This window comes from Streptomyces sp. DSM 116793 (genome assembly GCF_057320905.1).
Window position 1 is genome coordinate 6,063,605 of record NZ_CM170494.1, and the last position, 20,325, is coordinate 6,083,929.

Sequence of the window (20,325 nt, forward strand, 5' to 3'; positions counted from 1 at the left end):
ATATGGGAGCGCTCCCACACTGTCCGGTGAGGGCGGAGCCTTGTCAACATGTCCCGTTCACCGCAAGGCCGGACCCGGGCGGCGGCACGGGGCCTTGTCCGCGGACCTTGCCCCCGCCCGGCGCGGGCGCGATCCGGCACCCATGGGCAGCCGCACCCCCACGGTGTGGCCCGGAACCTTCCCGTGGCGCCGAAGGGGACGAGCCCCATGGGGCCGGCGATCCGCTCGGGCCGGCGGGCGGTCATCCACGACGTGGATGACCGGCGGCGGACATCCACGACGTGGCACGGCAGCCGGCCATGAGGGGCGACGAGTCCCGACGCGCGCCGTATTGGCCGGAACGTGGTCGTCCGGCCGCCCTGTCGGCGCTCCGAGGACGGTGACCAGGTAGGAAGGAGGCATGGACAACGTCATAGACCTGCGTAGCGACACCGTCACCCGCCCCACCGATCCCATGCGCACCGCCATGGCGCGCGCCGAGGTGGGGGACGACGTGTTCGGCGACGATCCCGCGGTGAACGCGTTCCAGGAGCGGGTGGCGGAGCTGCTCGGCTTTCCCGCCGCGCTGTTCGTCGCATCGGGCACCCAGAGCAATCTGTGCGCACTGCTCAGCCACTGCGGGCGGGGTGACGAGTACCTCGCGATGTGGGACGCGCACCTCTACACCCACGAGGCCGGCGGGGCGGCCGTGCTCGGAGGGATCCAGCCGCAGCCGCTGCCGAACCGGGGCGACGGGATCCTCGACCTGACGGACATCGAGGACGCGGTCAAGCCGGACGATCCGCACTTCGCACGGACCCGGCTGCTCTGTCTGGAGAACACGTTCAGCGGCATGGTGATCGCTCCCGAGCGGCTTCAGGCGGCCACGGACGTGGCCCGCAAGCACGGACTGGCGACGCACCTGGACGGGGCGAGGCTGTTCAACGCCGCTGTGGCCGGCGGCGGTGACCCCTACCAGGGTGCGCGGAAGATCGCGGAGCGTTTCGACAGTGTCTCGGTGTGCTTCAGCAAGGGCCTGGGGGCGCCGGTGGGCTCGGTGCTGCTCGGCTCGCGGGAGTTCATCGGCGAGGCCCGGCGGTGGCGCAAGGCGCTGGGCGGCGGCATGCGGCAGGCGGGAGTACTGGCGGCGGCCGCCTCGTACGCGCTGGATCACCATGTCGAGCGGCTGGCCGAGGACCACGCGAACGCCGCACTGTTCGCCGAGGCCCTCGCGGGCGTGCCGGGGCTGGAGGTCGGCGCGGCACGCACCAACATGGTGTTCGCCCGGGCGGTCCCGGGCGTCACGCCGCAGGACCTGGTGGAGCGGTTGGCGTCCCGGGGCGTGCTGTGCACGGGCGGGCGCCCGGCGTTCCGGTTCGTGTTCCACCTCGACGTCTCGCAGAAGGACGCGGAGCGCGCGGCGACGGTGGTGCGGGAGGCCCTGGCCGAAAGCATCGTATGAGGGCACGCGAGGGGTGACCCGCGCGGCGAGCCCCGGGCGGTTGACCCGCAGCGTGGCGCCGGTGGCTACGTCAGCAGGTCGACCAGCTCCTCGCGGACGTCGTCCTCGTCCTCCGCCCGGCTCGGCACCAGCCTCTCCCGGTCGCCGGGGTCACGGGAGAGGACGTGCAGGCGTCCGTCGGCGCGGGCGAGGACCAGGTCGGTGCTGGTGTCGGCGATCTCAGCCGATCCCCGCGCGGTGTAGTGGGTGACGGTGACCAGTGCGGAACGCTCCGCCGCGGCGAGCACGGCATCGGCGTCCGGCGCCGGACCGGAGTCGGCCGACCGCCCCCGGGGCAGCCATTCGGTGAGCATACGGATGGCTTCGTCGAACTTGTACAGGCCGATCTGGTGGACGCCGAGCGCGTCGATGCGGACCATCATGCAGATCGGCTCCGGCTGCGGGAGCAGCAGGATCCGCCACGGCTCTCCCGGAGCGGTGCCGGTCGTGCGGGCGTCCAGGACCTTGCGGGCCCTGCGCTGGAACGCCACGGCGATGCCCAGGTCCCCCCGCACCTGGACCTGCTCGGCCGAGGATCCCGCCAGCAGCATCTGGCGTGCGGCCAGCGAGCGGACGGCCTCGGCGAGCACCTCGTCCGACGGCCGGGCCTCCAGGAAGTCCACGATCGCGTCGACGGCGGTGAGCTCCGCGGTCGTGTAGGCGCCGAGCATCACCGGTCCGGTGTCGACCAGGTGCAGCACGGCCGAGACCAGCCCCTCGGGGACGGACATGTCGCCCGATTCCTGCGGCGCCGGACGAGGCTGGTTGCTCCGGGCGTCGTTCATGCCGCTCCTCCTTCCGGCCACCCGTCCGCCGTGGGCGGCCCGGACTCCTCCCGGAGAACCGCGGCGGCGCTGCGTGACGGCGCCTCGGTGACCCACACGTCGGAGTTGCCGAACAGCCCGCGCCCGGCCCTGCCGGACAGTGCCCGGCCCAGCTCGCCGGAGAGCTCCGGCCGGTCCGGGGGCGGGAACCGGGCCGCCAGGTCCTGGGACACGGCGGTGACGTCGTCCTCCGCCTCGATCCGGCGCAGTGCCCGGGTCAGCGCCCGTGCGACCGGAGGCGTCAGGGACGTGGGCACGGCCAGGACCGGCGACAGGTACATCGGGCGCCGCTCCGTCATCCGCGACAGCCCCCAGGGGCCGACGTTGCTGCGGGTGATCCGGTACACCGCGTAGTCCACGAGATGCCGGACGTCGTTCAGGCCGGGCAGCTTGCGCGTGCCGAAAGCGGCAGGGGTCTTCTCCAACTGCACCCAGGTACCTTGCGCCGTGCGCCCGTGCAGCTTCTCCCGTACCACCTGGCCGCGCATCCCGATGTCGGGGTAGCGCGTCTTGTCGATGTCGCGGTGGTGGCTGGACACCCGTGGCCGGCTGCCCTTGGCGAACCGCCAGTCCTCGTACAGCTGCGGGTCGTCCACCAGCACATGGCCGCCGCACAGCACATCGTGCAACTGCGGGACCTGGAGTCCGTTCCGCTCCAGATCGGCGAGGATCGCCGCTTCCTCGGGGCTGAGGCGGCCGACCGCCGTCACCAGCCCCTTCCGGTACGCGCCCGCCCGCGCCGTGATCTCGATCATGAGCCGGACCCTGCGGCGCTGCTCTTCGGCCTGCCGCGCCCGGGCACCATCGGAAGCCGCCTCGCCGGACCGCCCGGCGCGCCGGAACGCCGCGGGTGTGTGCTTGCGCTTCACCCGAATCAGTACAACACAGGGGGTGGCCACCCGCACGGCGGGCGGGGCGAAGGGGGCGCCGGGACGGAGAATATCCCGGGGGGTACCCGTTTCTTCGGGCGGTCACATACGAAGGGAATACGGAGGAGAATTCCGCGCCATTGTCCGTCCGCATATTGTCGACCCGGAACGGCAAGCGGGAGGGGCTGAACTCCAGGAAGCGGATTGTCGGCTTCCGGCCCGAGCGGGGATAGGTACGTGGTATAAGCGGACCCGCGCGTCATCGATGGGCGGTCCCCGGGCGGTGCCGCTTCAGGAGCGCGGCCCGACCCGGCATGGCGTCAAGATCAACGCGGCGGTGCCGTGCGGTGAACTCGACCGGCGCCATGGTGCGGGGCCCTCATCAGGCACAGTACTGGTCACATTGAACGCTTGTTTGGCCGGGCGGCCACGTGTACTATCGCGATCAGTGGTGCCCACATCCATGGCCTGGCGGCTTGTTATCTGTTTCTGTGGGGAAATCGCAGGGGGAGCGATGGATTCTGACAAGTGGCCTTTTCTGTGCGCGGCCGCACCGGCGGAGGACCTGTTCGAGGGCCTTTCGTGAGCTGGGAAAGCCCGCTGGCCCTTGACGAAATCATTCAGAGGTATGGCGCGGGCGCCCTCTCGACTGCGGACGTTCTCGCGGAGCTGGAGAAGCACACGGAACTCCCCCTGTCGGAGGGGCAACGCGGCCTGTGGGCGCTGCACAAGATGGAGCCGGACACATACGCGTACAACGTTCCGGTCTGCCTGTCGTGCCGGCACGTCGACCGCGTCGCTCTCGGGGAGGCGTTGCGCGACACGGTCGCGCGGCACCCGATTCTCTCGGCCCGGGTCCGGGAGGGCGCCGGCGGGCCCTTTCTGTCGCAGGGTGACGCCGGCGGTTTCCAGGTGGAGTACGCCGACATCTCGGATGTTCCGTCCGGCGATGTGCTCGACCATCTGAAACACCGCGCGCAACGGCCGTTCGACCTGGCCGGTGACCCCCTGGTCCGGCTGTCCGTGCTGTCCCGCGGCGAGTCCGAGAGCTATGTCCTCCTGGTGGTGCACCACATCGTCATCGACGGGACGTCGCTGTGTCTGGTGCTGGACACCCTGCTCCGTGCCTATCAGGCGCGGGTCGCCGGCCGTGCGCCCACCCTCCAGCCGCTCCCCGCGTCGTTCGGTGAGTTCGTCGCGTGGGAGAGGGAGTTTCTCGGTGACGCGCGTGCCGAGCGCGACCGGGATTTCTGGACGCGGGAACTCGCCGGGATGATTCCCCTCACCGGCCTGCCCACCCGGGCGACCCTGGCTCCGGACGCGCCTCATGAGAACGAGATCTGCACCCGCCGGCTGTCGAAGGAGCAGATCGATGCCGTCACCTCCTTCGCCGCGGCACACGACATCAGTGCCGGAATCTTCTTTCTGACCGTCTTCAAGACGCTCCTCCACCGGTACACCGGGCAGGAGGACATCGTCATCGGAATGCCGGTGTCCGGCCGCCCGCTGGAGCGCTTCGACCCGGTGGTCGGCTACTTCATCAACACGCTGCCCATCAGAAGCAGGCCGCTGCAATCGGACGAGTTCACACAGTTCGCGCAACGCGTCCAAGCCACGGTGTTCAAGGTGATCGAGCACGGGGCATACCCGTTTCACCGTATCGTGCGCGATCTCGGCGGTCGCGGCGCGGACCTTCGGTCACCGGTGTTTCACGTCGTCTACAACTACCAGAATTTCTCGCTCTCCGGTCATCTCGACGACCTGGCCGCCGAACTCCGCGGCACCTGGCCGTTCCAGGTCGTGGACGGTCTGCACCAACTGGGTGAATACGACCTGACGCTGGACGTGGTCCCCGGTGACGGACTCGCGCTCCACTGGAAGTACCACCCCACCGCGTTCTCCGCGGCCACCATCGGGCGAATGGCCGACCATTTCGTCAACCTGATCGACGACATCGTGGCGTCGGACGGGCATACCGCACTCGGCCGCCTGAACCTGCTCGACGAGGCCGAGCGCCGGCTCGTCCTGGACGAGTGGAATCGCACCGACGCCGACTACCCCCAGCACCGGACCTGCTGGGACCTCTTCGCGGCACAGGCGGAGGCGAACCCGGACAGGCCCGCGGTGACCTGCGGGGAGCGGACCCTGACCTACCGCGACCTCGCGGACCGCAGCTCCGCGCTGGCCGAGGCGCTGCGGCGGCGGGGCGTCGGCGCCGGGGACACGGTGGGCGTCTGCTTCGAGCGATCGCTCGATCTGATCGTGGCCCTCCTCGCCATCATGAAGCGCGGCGCCGCGTATGTGCCGTTGGATCCCGACTTTCCGGCCGAGCGCCTCTCGTACATGATCCGGGACAGCGGGGCCGGGGTCCTCGTCTGCCACGAGGCCGTCGTGGACACGTTGTCGGCGGTGCGGACGCACGGGGCGACGCTTCATGTGACGGACCGTCCGGACGACCGCGGTGACGGGGTGCGGGAAGGGCCGGCCGGGGACGCGGTGCGTTCGGAGCCCGCGGGCGCCCCCCGTTCCGGGTCCGGGGACACCGTGGGTTCCGCGGCCGCGGACCCGCAGTCGACGGCGCCTGCCGTCGCGTACGTCATCTACACATCGGGGAGCACCGGGCAGCCCAAAGGCGTGGCGGTGCCGCACCGGGCGCTGACCAATTTCCTGCTGGCCATGGCCCGGACCCTGGACGCGACCCCGAGCGACCGGTTGCTGGCCGTCACCACATACGGCTTCGACATCGCCGGCCTGGAGCTCTACCTGCCGCTGATCACCGGCGGGCACTGCCGCATCAGCGACGCCACGACGGTCACCGACGCCACGCTGCTCGCCGAGGAGATCGCCGAGTGGCGGCCCACCCTCATGCAGGCCACCCCGGCGACCTGGGCCATGCTGCTGCGCGTGGGGTGGCGGAACACCGGCGGGGTCCGGATCCTCTGCGGTGGGGAGGCGCTGCCGGAGAACCTGAAGGACCGGCTCCTGTCCCTCGGCGATGCCGAGGTCTGGAATCTGTACGGGCCCACGGAGACCACGATCTGGTCGACGGCGAAGCGGCTGCGCCGCGGCGAACCGGTCACCATCGGAGAGCCGATCGCGAACACGCGGGTGTACGTTCTCGACGGGACCATGCAGCCGGTACCCGTCGGTGTACCGGGCGAGCTGTGCATCGCGGGCCACGGCGTCGCGCTGGGATACCACGGCAAGCCGGACCTGACGGCGGAGCGATTCGTGGCGGACCCGTTCCATCGCGGCCGGCGGATGTACCGGACGGGCGACCTCGCGCGCCGGTTGCCCGACGGCGACATCGCCCTGCTCGGACGCATGGACCACCAGGTCAAGCTCCGCGGTTACCGTATCGAGCTCGGCGAGATCGAGACCGCGCTGAACGGCCATCCGGACGTCGCCCAGAGCGTCGTGGTGGTCGAGGACAAGGCCCGGTCGGAACGGCTCACGGCCTATGTCACGGTGCACGGCGACCCCGCGCGTGCCCCCGGTCCCAAGGCGCTGCGCGCGCACCTGGCGAAGACCCTCCCGGCCTATATGGTGCCGAGCGCGTTCGTGACGCTGGAGGCCTTCCCGCGCACGGCCAACGGAAAGATCGACCGGGCGAGGCTGGGTGACTCCGCCGAGCCGGCGCCGGCCGTCCGGGAGCGGTCTTCCTCCGCCGCCACCCGTGCGCGCCGCATCGAGCGGAGCGTCCGCAGGATCTTCGCGGACGCGCTCGGCCGCGAGGACATCGACCGCGACGAAGGCTTCTTCGACATCGGCGGCGACTCGTTCACGGCCATCGACGTGGTGGAGAACATCAACCGCACGTTCGGCTGCCGGCTGCGGCCGGCGACCCTGTTCGCGCACGCGTCGATCGCGGCCATGGCCCGGCACGTTGAGGGGCTGGTGCCATCGGAAGCCGCCTCACCGGCGCGGGCGGAAGCGCCGAGCGCGCCCCGGCACCTCGACTCTGCTTCCGGCGGGAACGATTCCGGTCCCTCGGGGCACGACTCCGGTCCCCGACCGAACGATTCCGGACCACGGGGGAACGATTCCGGTCCCCGCGGGACCAATTCCCGTCCCCGCCGGAAGGGGACACCGGAAGAGTCCGCCCTCGGCGAGGCCCACCCCGGTGACGCGTACCTCGACGACTCGGTCGCGGTCGTCGGCATCTCCTGCCGGTTCCCCGGGGCCAGGGACCACCGCGAGTTCTGGCGGAACCTGCGCGAGGGGAAGAGCGGCAGCACCTCGTGGTCGCCCGAGGAACTGCGCGCGCTCGGCGTGCCGGACGAGCTCATCAGCCGTTCCGACTACGTGCCACAGCGTGCGGTCATCGAGGGCAAGGCGGAGTTCGACCCCGCGTTCTTCGGGATCTCCCCGCGCGACGCCGAACTCATGGATCCGCAGGGCCGCCTCCTGCTGCTGCACGCCTGGCAGGCCCTGGAGGACGCCGGCTACCGCCCGGAGGACGTCCCCGACACCAGCGTCTTCACCTCGACGAGCACCAACTTCTACCAGGCCCTGTTGCCGAGCCTGATGGAGAACGCGGCGGGCACACGTGTTCTTTCCAGCGCCGAGGGCTACGCGGCGTGGCTGCTGGCGCAGGGCGGCAGCGTGCCCACCATGATCTCGAGCAAGCTGGGGCTGCGAGGGCCCAGCATGGCGGTGAGCACCAACTGCTCGTCGGCCCTGAGCGGCATCCACCTGGCGTGCCAGGGTTTGCTCTCCCGCGAGGTCGATCAGGCACTCGTCGGGGCGGCCAGCCTCTTCTCCACGATGGAGCTGGGCTATGTGCACCAGCCGGGCCTGAACTTCTCCAGCGACGGACGGTGCCGGGCGTTCGACGACGGAGCCGACGGCATGGCCGGCGGCGAAGGGGTGGGCGCGGTCCTGCTCAAGCGCGCCCGCGACGCGTTCGCCGACGGCGACCACGTCTACTGCCTGATCCGCGGGACCGCGGTCAACAACGACGGGGGCGACAAGGCCGGGTTCTACGCACCGAGCGTCCAGGGCCAGGCCGACGTCATCCGCAAGGCGCTGGACAGGTCCGGGGTGGACCCCGAGTCGATCCGCTACGTCGAAGCGCACGGCACGGGCACCAAGGTGGGCGACCCCATCGAGGTCGCGGCGCTGACCGAGGCGTACCGGCAGTACACGAGCCGGAGCCGGTACTGCGGAATCGGGTCGGTCAAGAGCAACATCGGACACCTCGACGCGGCCGCCGGGATCGCCGGCCTGATCAAAGTGGCCCTGGGCCTCCACCACGGTGAGATCCCGCGCACCCTGCACTGCGACGTGCCGAACACGGAGATCGACTGGGGGAACTCCCCGTTCTTCGTGGCCGATCGGAGCATCCGCCTGGACGGGAGCGGCACCGAGCCCCCGAGGGCGGGACTCAGCTCCTTCGGCATCGGTGGCACCAATGTGCACGCGGTGCTGGAGCAGGCGGGCCGGCACACGCGCGCGGTGCCCTCCGCCGCGGGGCGTCCGGGGCCGCACCTGGTGGTCCTCTCGGCACGGGACGGAGAACGGCTCGACGCCCTCGCACGGGAACTCCTCGCGTTCCTGCCGGAGTACCGGAGCGAAGGCGGGGACCTGGCGTCACTGGCGTACACGCTCCAGGTCGGGCGGCGAGCCATGGCCAGGCGGGTCGCTTTCGTCGCGGACGACTTCGACGGGCTGGCCAAGCAGGTCAGGGCCCACGTCGAACGGCGCGTGCCCGAAGCGTCGTTCGAAGGCACCGTCCGGGGGCATGACGACGAACTGGTCTCGCTCTTCGCCCGGACCGCGCAGCTCAAGGACCTCGCCGCGGAGTGGCTCACGCGCGGCGAGTGGGAGAAGATCGCGCCCCTGTGGGTCAGCGGCATCGACGTCGACTGGCACGTGTACCACGGCGCGAGGGCGCCGGGACGGGTGAGCCTGCCGACGTATCCGTTCGACACGAAGCGGTTCTGGCCGGCCCCGGCGGCGGAGCGGGACAGGCCGGGGGGACCGGGGCGGGCCCCGACGGCTTCCGCGGCGGAGCCGGCGCGACCGACGGCGTCCCACGACGGCCGGCCGGTCGACGCCAGGGCCCTGCTCGCGGCCGCGGCCGGGGCCGACGGGGTCGACCGGTTCCTGGCGCGGCACCAGCGGACCACAGCCGACATGAACGGCGTCCTGCGCCGGCTGATGCTCGCACAGCTGACGGCGATCGGGCTCTTCCGCGAGCCCGTGCGGCGCGCGCACATCGGGGCGGGGAGCACGGTCGCGGCCGGATATGCCCGATGGCTCGACCACAGTGTGAACGTACTGATGGCGGGCGGCGAGCTGGTCCGTGACGGGGAGTACGTGCGGCCGCGGGACGGTGCGCCGGACGCGGAGCGGGCGTGGCGGGCGTGGCGCGAGTGGAAGGACGCGCACGCAGGCGATCCCGAGCCGGCCGCCAAGGCGGCCCTGGCCGAGCGCATGATCGAGGCCCTCCCGGCGATCCTGACGGGGGAGTCGGCGGCCACCGGCGTCATGTTCCCCGGGGGGTCGTTCGAACTCGTCGAGGCGGTCTACAAGAGGAACCCGACCGTCGACTACTTCAACGCGGTGACCGCCGGCGCCGTACGTGCCGAGGTGGCGGAGCGCCTTCGCGGAGGGCGATCCGGAATTCGGATACTGGAGATCGGCGCCGGAACCGGCAGCACCAGCGAGCGCGTGTTCGAGCAGCTGGAAGACGTCGGGCGCGCCGTCGCGGAGTACTGCTACACCGACATCTCCAAGGCCTTCCTGATCGAGGCGGAGAACCGGTTCGCGGTAAACGTTCCGTATCTGACGTTCCGGACGTTCGACGTGGAGCGGGCCCCCGGCGAGCAGGGTCTCACGGCGGGCCGGTACGACATCGTCGTCGCCAACAACGTCCTGCACGCCACCAGGGACATCGTGGACTCCGTCGAGCACGCGAAGGCGCTGCTCCGTCCCGGCGGGGTCCTCCTGCTCAACGAACTCGCCGAGAACGAACTGTGGTCGCACCTCACCTTCGGGCTGCTTGAGGGCTGGTGGCGCCCCACGGACGGACGGCGCATCGACGGCGGGCCCGCACTGTCGTCTGCCTCGTGGCACGACGTGCTCCGTGGCAGCGGATTCGACGCGGTGCACTTCCCGACCGAGCGGGCCCGGTCGCTGGGGCAGCAGATCGTGGTGGCCCGGGTCGGTTCGCGGGTGTCGCACTCCGCCTCCGGGGCGGCGGAGCGGGAGAGCGCGCTCCGGGCGCCCCTGGAGAGCGCAGCCGCAGCGCCCCCGGAGGGGCCACTCGGCACGTCCTCGGAGAGTCCACTCGCAGCGCCCCCGGAGAGGCCACTCGGCACGTCCTCGGAGAGCTCGCTCGAAACGCATGTCGAAGAGACCCTCGCGCGGGCGCTGATGGACTCCCTGAAGCTCGGCAGGGACGAACTCGCGGTCGATCTGCCGTTTGCCGACTACGGTCTGGATTCGCTCACGGGCGTCAATCTGGTGCGGATGCTCAACGAGTCGCTGGGCACCGACCTGGATCCCAGCGTGCTGTTCGACAACCCCTCCATACGGCGGTTGACGGCATTCGTTCTCCAGGAGCACGGCGACACGATCACCGCCCACAGGCGGGGGCGCGGAGCGGAGCGCGCGGAGCCGGAGACGGGCCGGGCGCCCGCTCCGGCCCCCGATGCGCGGGTCGAGCAGTCTCGGATCACCGAAGCCGGCGGATCACCGCGGGTCACCGCAGCACCGCGGGTCGCCGAAGCATCTCGAAGCACCGATGCCCCGCCGGTCACCGATGCCCCACCGGTCGCCGAAGCCCCCCGCGGCAGGGAACCCATCGCCATCATCGGCATGAGCGGCCGGTTCCCGGGCGCACGGGATGTCGACGCGTTCTGGCGCCAGCTGGTCGAGGGCCGTGATCCCGTGACGACGGTGTCCCGCTGGGATCCGGCGTCCCTGCGCAGCCGGTGCACGGCCGGGGGGTTCATGGACGGCATCGACGAGTTCGATCCCCTGTTCTTCGGAATCTCCGGGGTGGAAGCCGCGTACATGGAGCCGCAGCAGCGGCTGTTCCTCCAGGAGGCGTGGAACGCGCTGGAGGACGCGGGCCACGCGGGGGGGTCGATCGACCGCGAGCGGTGCGGCGTCTACGTCGGCTGCACGGCCGGTGACTACTTCGACCTGCGGACGGAGTCCGATTACCCGGCACAGGCGTTCTGGGGCAACATGAACTCGCTGGTGCCCTCCAGGATGGCGTACTACCTGGACCTGCACGGCCCGGCGATGGCGGTCGACACCGCGTGCTCCAGCTCGCTCGTCTCCGTCTACCTGGCGTGCCAGGGGCTGTGGGCGCGCGACGCCGATCTGGCGCTCGCCGGCGGTGTGTACGTCCAGAACTCACCCCGGCTCTACGTCGCGGGATCGCGCGCAGGGATGCTCTCCCCGTCGGGAAGGTGCCGCTCGTTCGACCAGGCGGCCGACGGGTTCGTCCCCGCGGAGGGCGTCGGCGTCCTGGTCCTGAAGCGGCTTTCGGATGCCGAGGCCGACGGGGACCACATCCACGGGGTGGTCCGCGCCATCGGGATCAACCAGGACGGCACGACCAACGGGATCACCGCCCCGAACGGCACGTCCCAGGAGAAGCTGATCCGGCGGCTCTACCGCGACTTCGCCATCGATCCCGAGGGAATCCAACTGGTCGAGGCGCACGGCACGGGAACGAAGCTCGGCGACCCCGTGGAGTTCAGGGCGATCGAGCGTGCGTTCCGCGCCCACACCGACAAGGAGCGGTTCTGCTCCCTGGGGTCGAGCAAGGCCAACATCGGCCACGCCCAGGCCGCGGCCGGTGTGATCGGCATCATCAAGACCCTGCTGGCCATGAAGCACCGGACGATGCCGGGGCTTCTGCACCATCGGACGGCCAACCCCGGCATCGCGCTGGAGGGGAGCCCGTTCTTCGTGCACACCGAGCCGAGGGCGTGGGCCGTGCCGCGGGGCGGCAGGCGCCGCGCGGCGATCACGTCGCTCGGGGCGAGCGGGACGAACGCCCACGCCGTCATCGAGGAGGCACCGGAGCCGCCCCGGCGCGGCACGCTGGGCGGTCCCCGGCTGGTCGCGCTGTCGGCGCGGACGGCGGAGGCGCTGCGCGAGCAGGTGACCCGTCTCGCGCGGCACTGCCGGGAGCACCCGGACCTGGACCTCGGCGAGGTGAGCTGCACACTCCTCCTCGGCCGGGCCCACTTCCAGCACCGGTGGGCGCGTGTGGTGCGGGATGTGGCCGAGTTGGAGCGCCGGCTCACCGCGTGGCTCTCCGGCGAGAGCGGTGCGAAGGAGCCTGTGGCCGGTGGGGGCGGGACGGCCGCACGCGCGCACGTCCTCGCCGCGGAGTACCTCGACGGCCGGACACCCGATTTCGAGGAGCTGTTCCGCGAGGGGCGCCCCCGTCGCGTGCCGCTGCCGGGCTACCCCTTCGAGCGGACACGGTACGCACTGCCGAGTGACGCATCGCCGAGTGACGCATCGCCGAGTGACGCATCGCCGAGTGGCGCATCGCCGAGTGGCGCATGGCCGAGTGGCGCATGGCCGAGTGGCGCATGGCCGAGTGGCGCATGGCCGAGTGGCGCATCGCCGAGTGGCGCGCCGGCGGGTGCCGCGCCGGCCCCTGCCGCGATGGCGGGCGGCACACCGGGGGACGACGCGCCGCAGGGCCACGCGCCCGTGGCCGCCACACCGGCGGGCGACACGCGCGACACGCGCGACACCCCGCCGGTGAGCGACCGCTCACCGGAGCACACGGTGCTCACCGGCGACGAGTTCTACCTGCGTGAGCACCGGGTGGGGGGGACGGCAATCGTGCCCGGGGCGATGTACCTCCAGTGGGCCTACGCGGCCGCTCGCCGAACCGGCGGCGCCTCGCACGGGGCCGCCGTGTGCCTGCACGACATCGCCTTCCTGCGCCCCCTCGGCGTGCCGGAGGGCCCGCGGACGGTGCGGGTGGAGGTGCGCCCGGAGGGCGGCGCGACCCGCTTCGAGGTGCGCTCCGCGGAAGCGTCCGCGGACGGTGCGGAAGTCCCCGCGAACGGTGCGGGGGCCGCGGGCGGTGAGCCGGTGACGCACTGCCAGGGCCGGATCTCCTACGCCGAGCGGCCGGAGCGGCGGGTGCTCGACCTGCCCGCGATGCTCCGGGAGTTCCGGCGCACCCCGACCGACCCGGAACGCTTCTACGCGGAGTACCGCGAGCGCGGCATCGACTACGGCCCGGCACTTCGGGGCTGCGCCGCGGTGTACGAGGCCGGAGGGGCGGTGCTCGCGGAGCTGCGGCTGCCGGACTCCGTGCGGGACACCGCGCGCGGCTTCGCGCTCCATCCGGCGCTGGTGGATTCGGCGATGCAGTGCATGCGGCTGCTGGCCGAGTCCGAGGACGGGGGGAGCGACCCCACCTCCACCGGGCTGGTCTTCGCCATCAAGAAGGCGGAGATCCTCGGGCCGTGCGCCCCGACGATGTGGGCCTGGGTCCGCCGCGGCGGCACCACGGAAGGCGCAGACCGCCACGACCCACGGGACGCCGACCGGGACGGGACGCCAGGCACCGGTCCGGGCACCACACGAGGCGCCGAACGGATCGACATCGACCTGGCCGACGACCGCGGCACGGTGTGCCTCACCCTCCGGGGCATCACGGGCCGCCGCACCGAGCGCACGGCCCGTCCGGCCGCCCCGGCCGCCGTCCGGCCGGCCCTCCCGGACGCGGCCCCGCCGGCCGCCCCGGCCGTGGGGGCCGAGCCGCCCGCCGTCACCTTGCTCCCGACGTGGGACCCGGACCCGGACGCGGCCCCGGCCCCCGAGGCGGAGACCGCACCCAGCCCGCCCGTCTCCGGCACGGTCGGCGTCATCGCGGCGACCGAGGGCGCGCGCGACGTCCTGGCCGCACGGTATCCGTCGGCGCATGTGCTGGCGGTTCCGGCGGACGGCACGCGGCGCGACATCGAGGACGCACTCCGGTCCGCTCCGGTACTGGACCACGTCGTCTGGGTGGCGCCCGAGCACACGGAGGGGCCGTCCGGCGACCACGTCGTCGCCGCCCAGTCGGCCGGGACACTGCACGTCTTCCGGGTGCTGAAGGCGCTCCTCGCCGCCGGCTACGGCAACCGCTCCCTGGGCTTGACGCTGGTCACGCGGCGCGCGCACGCGGTGTACGCGTCCGAGCCCGTCGACCCGTCCCACTCGGGCGTCGCGGGTCTGGCCGGCTCGGTGGCCAAGGAGTACCCGAACTGGGCGGTCCGGGTGGCGGACGTCGACGCGTACGACACCCCGTCGCTCTCCGCCGTGCTGAGCCTGCCCGCGGACCCGGACGGCAACGTGCGCATCCGCAGGAACGGCACGTGGTTCCGGCAGCGGCTGACGCCCGTCCGGGCCGATGAGCCGACGTCGTCCCGGCTGCGGCAGGGCGGTACCTACGTGATCGTGGGCGGGGCCGGCGGGCTGGGGACGGCCATCAGCGAGTATCTGATCCGCCGGTACGGCGCGCAGGTGGTGTGGCTCGGGCGGCGCCCGCGGGACGCGCGTATCGAGGCCGCCATCGCCAAGGCGGCGGGCCCCGCCGGACCGGCACCGCATTACGTGCGCGCCGACGCCACCAGCGCCGAGTCCCTCCGGCGGGCGCGGGAGGAGACGGTACGGCTCTTCGGGCGCGTGCACGGCGTCATCCACTCGGGCCTGGTGTTCTCGGGCGCGAGCCTCGCCAGGATGACCGAGGCGGACTTCCACGAGGTGCTGCGCGGCAAGGTCGACGCGAGCGCCCGGCTGCTCGACGTGTTCGGCGGCGAGTCGCTCGACGTGGCGCTCTTCCTCTCGTCCATCAACGCGTACCTGAAGGCCATCAAGCAGGCGAACTACGCCGCCGCCTGCACGTTCATGGACTCCTTCGCGCTCACGGCGGAACGCCGCTACGGGTGCGCCGCGAAGGTGATCAACCTGGGGTACTGCTTCAACAACGCGGTGGAAGGGGACGACCGTCCGGCCGTGGTGGGCGCGGGTGCCCCGCTCATCCAGCCCGGCGAACTCATGGCCGCGATCGAGCTGCTGCTTGCGGGACCGGCGCACCAGCTGACCCTGATGAAGTTCGGCCCCGCCCTGAACACCCGGGGCATCACCGTGTCGGACGACGAGATCCTCCTCCGCGCGGAGGACCCCTCGCCGTCGTCGGCCGTGGTCCACACCGACCATCGGGAGCTCCGGGACGCGCTGGACGGTCTGGAGCGGCTGCGGGCACGGACCAGGGAACTGACGGCGCTCGCGATCTGACCGCGCACCTTCGGAGGACGATCATGAAACGGCTGCTGCTCGACTTCCTCTGGGCTCAGCTGCACGCCCTCGGGGCGTTCCGCCGGCCGGAGCAGACGGTGGGTGCGGCGCGGGAAGCGGCCGGTCTGCCGCCGGCGTACGACGCGTGGTTCGCCGAGTCCGTCCGGGTCCTGAAGGCCGAGGGCTACCTGGAGCGGCGGGGTGGGAGCGTCCTGACCGGCGGGGCCCGGCCGCACCGGCCGCTCGGCGAGCTGTGGCGCGAGTGGGAGGCGGACGGGCCGCGGTGGCGGCGGAATCCCGACCTGGCCGCCACCCACCTGCTGGTGGAGACGGCACTCCAGGCGTTGCCCGACATCCTCACCGGGAAGCGGCCCGCCACGGAGGTCATGTTCCCCGGCGCCTCGATGGAGTTGGTCGAGAACGCGTACAAGACCAACCCGGCGTCGGAGTTCTTCAACCGGGTGCTGGCCGCCAAGCTCGTCACCCACCTACGGCACCGGGCCGCTGCCGAGCCCGGCTTCGAGCCGAGGATCCTGGAGATCGGCGCGGGCACGGGCGCGACGAGCGCCGTCGTCCTGGACGCCCTGCGGTCCGCCGGCCTCGCGGTGCGGGAGTACCGCTACACCGACCTCTCACGGGCGTTCCTGGACCACGCCGAGCGGTCCTACGGGCCCCGCGCCCCGTTCCTGACCTACGGCATCCTGGACATCGAGCGGGCGGTGGCCGGACAGGGCCTCCCCGTCGGCGGCTACGACGTGGTCATCGCCGCCAACGTCCTGCACGCCACCCGGAACATCCGCACCACCCTGCGGAACACCAAGGCGACCCTCAAGAGGGGTGGTCTCCTGCTGCTCAACGAGCTGACCGTGAACAACCTGATCAACCAGTTCACGTTCGGTCTGCTTGAGGGGTGGTGGCGTTACGAAGACCCGGAACTACGCATTCCGGGTAGTCCGATCCTGTCGGCCGAAGGCTGGCGGCGCGTCCTCACCGAGGAGGGGTACGGCCCGGTCACGCTGCCGGTGCGGGAGGCCGCGGATCTCGGGCAGCAGATCATCGTGGCCGAGAGCGACGGGGTCGTGCGGCAGCCGAGCGCGACGCCGCGCGCATCCGTACCGGGCACGGTGTCCGACCCGGCGACGCGGCCGCGGGGGAGTGCGCCGGCGCACGAGCCCCAGACGGCCGGGCGGGCGCCGGCCGACCCGGGCGGCGCGTCGGCAGCCGGGGCCGCCGCGTCCGGTGGGCCCGCGTCCGGTGGGCCCGCGTCCGGTGGGCCCGCGTCCGGGGCCGCCGCGTCCGGCGAGCCGGTGTCCACGCCCGCCGCCCGGGCCGGTGAGCCCGCGTCCGGGGACCGGCTGTTCACCCATGTCGAGGAGACGGTGCTCGACGTCCTCGCGGAGTCGTTGCGCATCGACCGGTCCCGCATCGCCCGGCACGAGTCCTTCTCGAACTACGGCCTCGACTCGATCTTCGCGGTGAACGTGGCACGTGCCGTCGGTGAGAGGCTCGACATCGACCTGGACATCACGGTGCTTTTCGAGCACGGAACGCTGGCGGAGCTGGTCGCGTTCATCACCGCCGACCACGCCTTGGAGATCCGTGCCGCCCTGCCGCCCGAGACCTCCCCGCGGCCCGGCCCGCCCGGCGGAGGAGACCGAGCCGTGCGGCCGGCGGCGGGCCCGGCCGCCGCCGGCGGAGCGGAAGCGGCCGGGGAGGCGGCCGAGCCCGAGGGGATGGCCATCGTGGGGATGTCGGCACGGTTCCCCCAGGCCGACGACGTCGACGAGTTCTGGCGCGTCATCGAAGAGGGCAGACGGTGCATCACCACCCCGCCGCTGGAGCGCCCGGACTGGGCGCTGCATGGCGACGGCGTGGACACGGCCGCGATCCGGGGCGGGTTCATGGCCGGGATCCACGCATTCGACCCGCTCTTCTTCGGCATGTCGATGACGGAGGCACGGCAGGTCTCCCCCGAGCTGCGCCTGATGCTGATGGCGGCGTGGAACGCCGTCGAGGACGCGGGCTACCGGCCCGCGGAACTGCGGGCGCGCCCCACGGGGGTGTTCATCGCCGCCGGCCCCGGCGAGTACCGGCCCGGTGTGCCGGACGCCGGCGGCGGCCCGAGCCTGATGAGCCTGCCGTCGCCGGGGCTGATTCCCAACCGTGTCTCCTATCTGCTCGATCTGACGGGCCCGAGCGAGCAGTGCGACACCACGTGCTCGTCGTCACTCGTGGCCCTGCACCGTGCCATACGGTCGATCCGCGACGGCGAGTGCGACCAGGCCCTCGTCGGTGGGGTCAACCTGGTGATGTCACCGGCCGGGTTCGCCGGAATGCGGGCGGCGGGCATGCTCAGCCCCAGCGGGACCGTCCGCCCGTTCCAGCAGGACGCCGACGGCACCGTGCGCAGCGAGGGCGTCGGCGCCGTACTGATCAAGCCGCTCGGCCGGGCGATCGAGGACGGGGACTTCGTCTACGGCGTCGTGCGTGGCACCGGCGTCGCCCACGGCGGCAGGGGCGTGTCGTTCACGGCCCCGAACATCCGCGGCATGAAGTCCGCCATCGCGCGCGCCTACGCCGACGCCGGCGTCCATCCCGGCACTGTCTCCTACGTCGAGGCCCATGGGATGAGCTCGATGCTGGCGGACAGCGCGGAGATCGCCGCGCTCGCCGCGGGCCTGCGGAGCGGCACGGCGCCGCCGGCCTCCGCCCGCGACGACGACTCCGCCGTCTACCTGGGCAGCCTGAAACCGTGCATCGGGCACACCGAGGTGTGCTCGGGCCTCGCGGCGCTGGTGAAGACGGTGCAGGCCGTGCGGCGCGGCGTCATCCCCGCGATCCCGGGCTTCGGCCGCCTGCACCCGGCCATCTCCCTGGAGGGAACCCGGCTCCGGATGGCCACGGATTCAGTGCCGTGGCCCGTCCGCACCGGCGAGGACGGCCGGGTGCTCCCGCGCCGCGCGGGCATCAACAGCTTCGGAATCGGCGGCGTGAACGCGCATGTGGTGCTCGAACAGTACGGTGCGGACGTGCCCGTCCCCGGCGGGGACGCCTGCGCGCCGGACGAGGAGAGCGCGCCGCAGGTCCTCGTTCTCTCCGCCAGAACCGAGGCGGCTCTGCGGGACCGGGCGCGGCGGCTCGTCACCTGGCTGAACGGCGCGGGCCCCACGGTGAGCTGGGCGGACGTCGCCTACACCCTGCAGGTGGGGCGCGAGGCGATGGACCACAGACTGGCACTGGTCGCGGCCACCGGCGCCGAGGCGGCCGGGATCCTCGCCGGATGGCTGGGCGGCGACCCGGAGACGCGCGCCCGGGTGGCGGTCGCGGACGGTGCCCGGCGTGACGGTGAGGGTGCCCGGCACGACGGTGAGGCCGACGGCGCGCGGCTCGACGGGGACACCGCCGACTGGTCACCCCCAGGCGGCGACGAGTCCGTTCGCGCCCTGGTGGCGCAGCGGCGCATGGATCTCCTGGCCGACCGCTGGGTCGCGGGCGCGCCCGTGGACTGGGCCCTGCTGCACCGGGGAACGCGCCGCCGGCGGGTTCCGCTGCCGGGGTATCCGTTCGAGCAGCGGACGTGCTTCAGCGCGCAGGCCCCGGAACGCCCCCCGGTCACCGCCGAGCCCGCGAGGTCCACCGCCGGCGTGGGCGGCGGCGCGCGGGGGACGGAGGACTTCGTCACCGGGCTCGTCGCCTCCGTGCTGGGACTTGGGAAGCACGAGATCGACAGCGGGAAGTCGCTGGCCGACTACGGCCTCAACTCGCTGCTCCAGGTGGCACTGCTGAGCCGGCTCCGCGGCGCGTTCCCGGCGTTCCAGCCGGACTGGCTCCAGGTGCACACCACCCTGGACGACGTGGTGGCGAAGCTGTCGACCGTGGCCGCGGACGGCGACCGGCCGACGGACACGGCGGCGCGGTTCCCGGAGCTCGTGCACCTGAACGGCGTCACCGAAGGCCGGCCGGTGTTCTGGATCCACGGCGCCCTGGCCAGCGTCGAGGCATATCGCCCGATCGCCGCGCGGATCGGTCGCCCGTTCTATGGAATACAGGCCCGTGGCTTTATGACGGAGCACCCGCCCATCGAGGGTATACCCAGAATGGCGGAATTCTACGTCGGCATCATACGCACCGTGCAGCCCGAAGGGCCCTACGACATCGGGGGATTCTGCCTGGGGGGAATCGTCTCGTACGAGATCACCCGCCTGCTCCAGGAGCGGGGTCAGGTCGTGAACTCGCTGATGATGGTGGACTCGCCGGACCCCACCGGCCTGGCGAAGTCGAACGAGAACGGGGCCGCGTCGGAGCAGAGCGCCGCCCTTCAGGTGGTGAACTCGCTGCTGTGGCCGGCCGGTGAGAAGAGTCTCGCCAAGGTGCGGCCGCATCTCATCCACCAGGACGAGATCGCCGGCGTTCCGAACGAGGCGGATGCCGTGCGCCGGCTCGCCGATCTCGCGGCCGAGCGGGGCCTCTCCATGCGTCGCGAGCAGATCGTGGACTTCGTACGGCGCAACATCGGGGTCCAACTGGCCTATCGCATCGGCGAGTACGAGATTCGGCCGCTGGCGCGTCCCGAGGCCGTGCACAGCACCTACTTCAGAAATCGCCGGGGGCTCTTCCTCGGGGATCTCCGACCCTATTTCCAGGCCGTCGGTGAGACCTTCTCGCTGGACCATGTCAATTACCTGCAGGACTGGCAGCGCGAGCTTCCCGGGCTGCGCGTCGTGGACATCGACGCGGCCAACCACATGACGATTCTCCATGACGCGGGGCCGCTCGCCGCGATCGAGCAGGCGTGTGTGGAGACCTACACCACCGACGAGAACGGCGACCACGCGGTCGCGCGGCCGACGGTGTCCACCGAACAGCAATAGATTAC

5 protein-coding genes are annotated in these 20,325 nt (G+C 72.1%); 3 read left to right on the top strand and 2 right to left on the bottom strand.

The annotated features are described in order from the left end of the window. Positions 1-400: 400 nt before the first annotated feature. Positions 401-1,441, top strand: a complete 1,041-nt coding sequence (gene ltaE / locus ACSMXW_RS23900) for a low-specificity L-threonine aldolase (protein WP_485799233.1) — start codon at positions 401-403, stop codon at positions 1,439-1,441. 65 nt (positions 1,442-1,506) lie between these two features. On the opposite strand, the gene ACSMXW_RS23905 is transcribed toward ltaE, so the two are convergent. Together ACSMXW_RS23905 and ACSMXW_RS23910 are read right to left on the bottom strand one after the other, a co-directional pair. Then, a complete protein-coding gene (locus tag ACSMXW_RS23905) occupies positions 1,507-2,265 on the bottom strand; it encodes a hypothetical protein (RefSeq protein WP_485799234.1) in 759 nt (252 codons plus the stop codon). Beyond that, positions 2,262-3,173 (bottom strand): hypothetical protein, encoded by a 912-nt coding sequence (locus ACSMXW_RS23910; protein ID WP_485799235.1) that lies wholly within the window; start codon positions 3,171-3,173, stop codon positions 2,262-2,264. The genes ACSMXW_RS23905 and ACSMXW_RS23910 overlap by 4 nt, the downstream gene beginning before the upstream one ends. 582 nt (positions 3,174-3,755) lie before the next feature. On the opposite strand from ACSMXW_RS23910, the gene ACSMXW_RS23915 reads away from it, so the two are divergent. Together ACSMXW_RS23915 and ACSMXW_RS23920 are read left to right on the top strand one after the other, a co-directional pair. Next, on the top strand, positions 3,756-15,449 hold the full coding sequence (locus ACSMXW_RS23915) for an amino acid adenylation domain-containing protein (RefSeq protein WP_485799236.1): 11,694 nt from the start codon (positions 3,756-3,758) through the stop codon (positions 15,447-15,449). 23 nt (positions 15,450-15,472) lie between these two features. Next, positions 15,473-20,320 carry a beta-ketoacyl synthase N-terminal-like domain-containing protein gene (locus tag ACSMXW_RS23920; protein WP_485799237.1) on the top strand — a complete coding sequence of 1,616 codons (4,848 nt, stop codon included), beginning with the start codon at positions 15,473-15,475 and terminating at the stop codon, positions 20,318-20,320. Positions 20,321-20,325 lie beyond the last annotated feature (5 nt).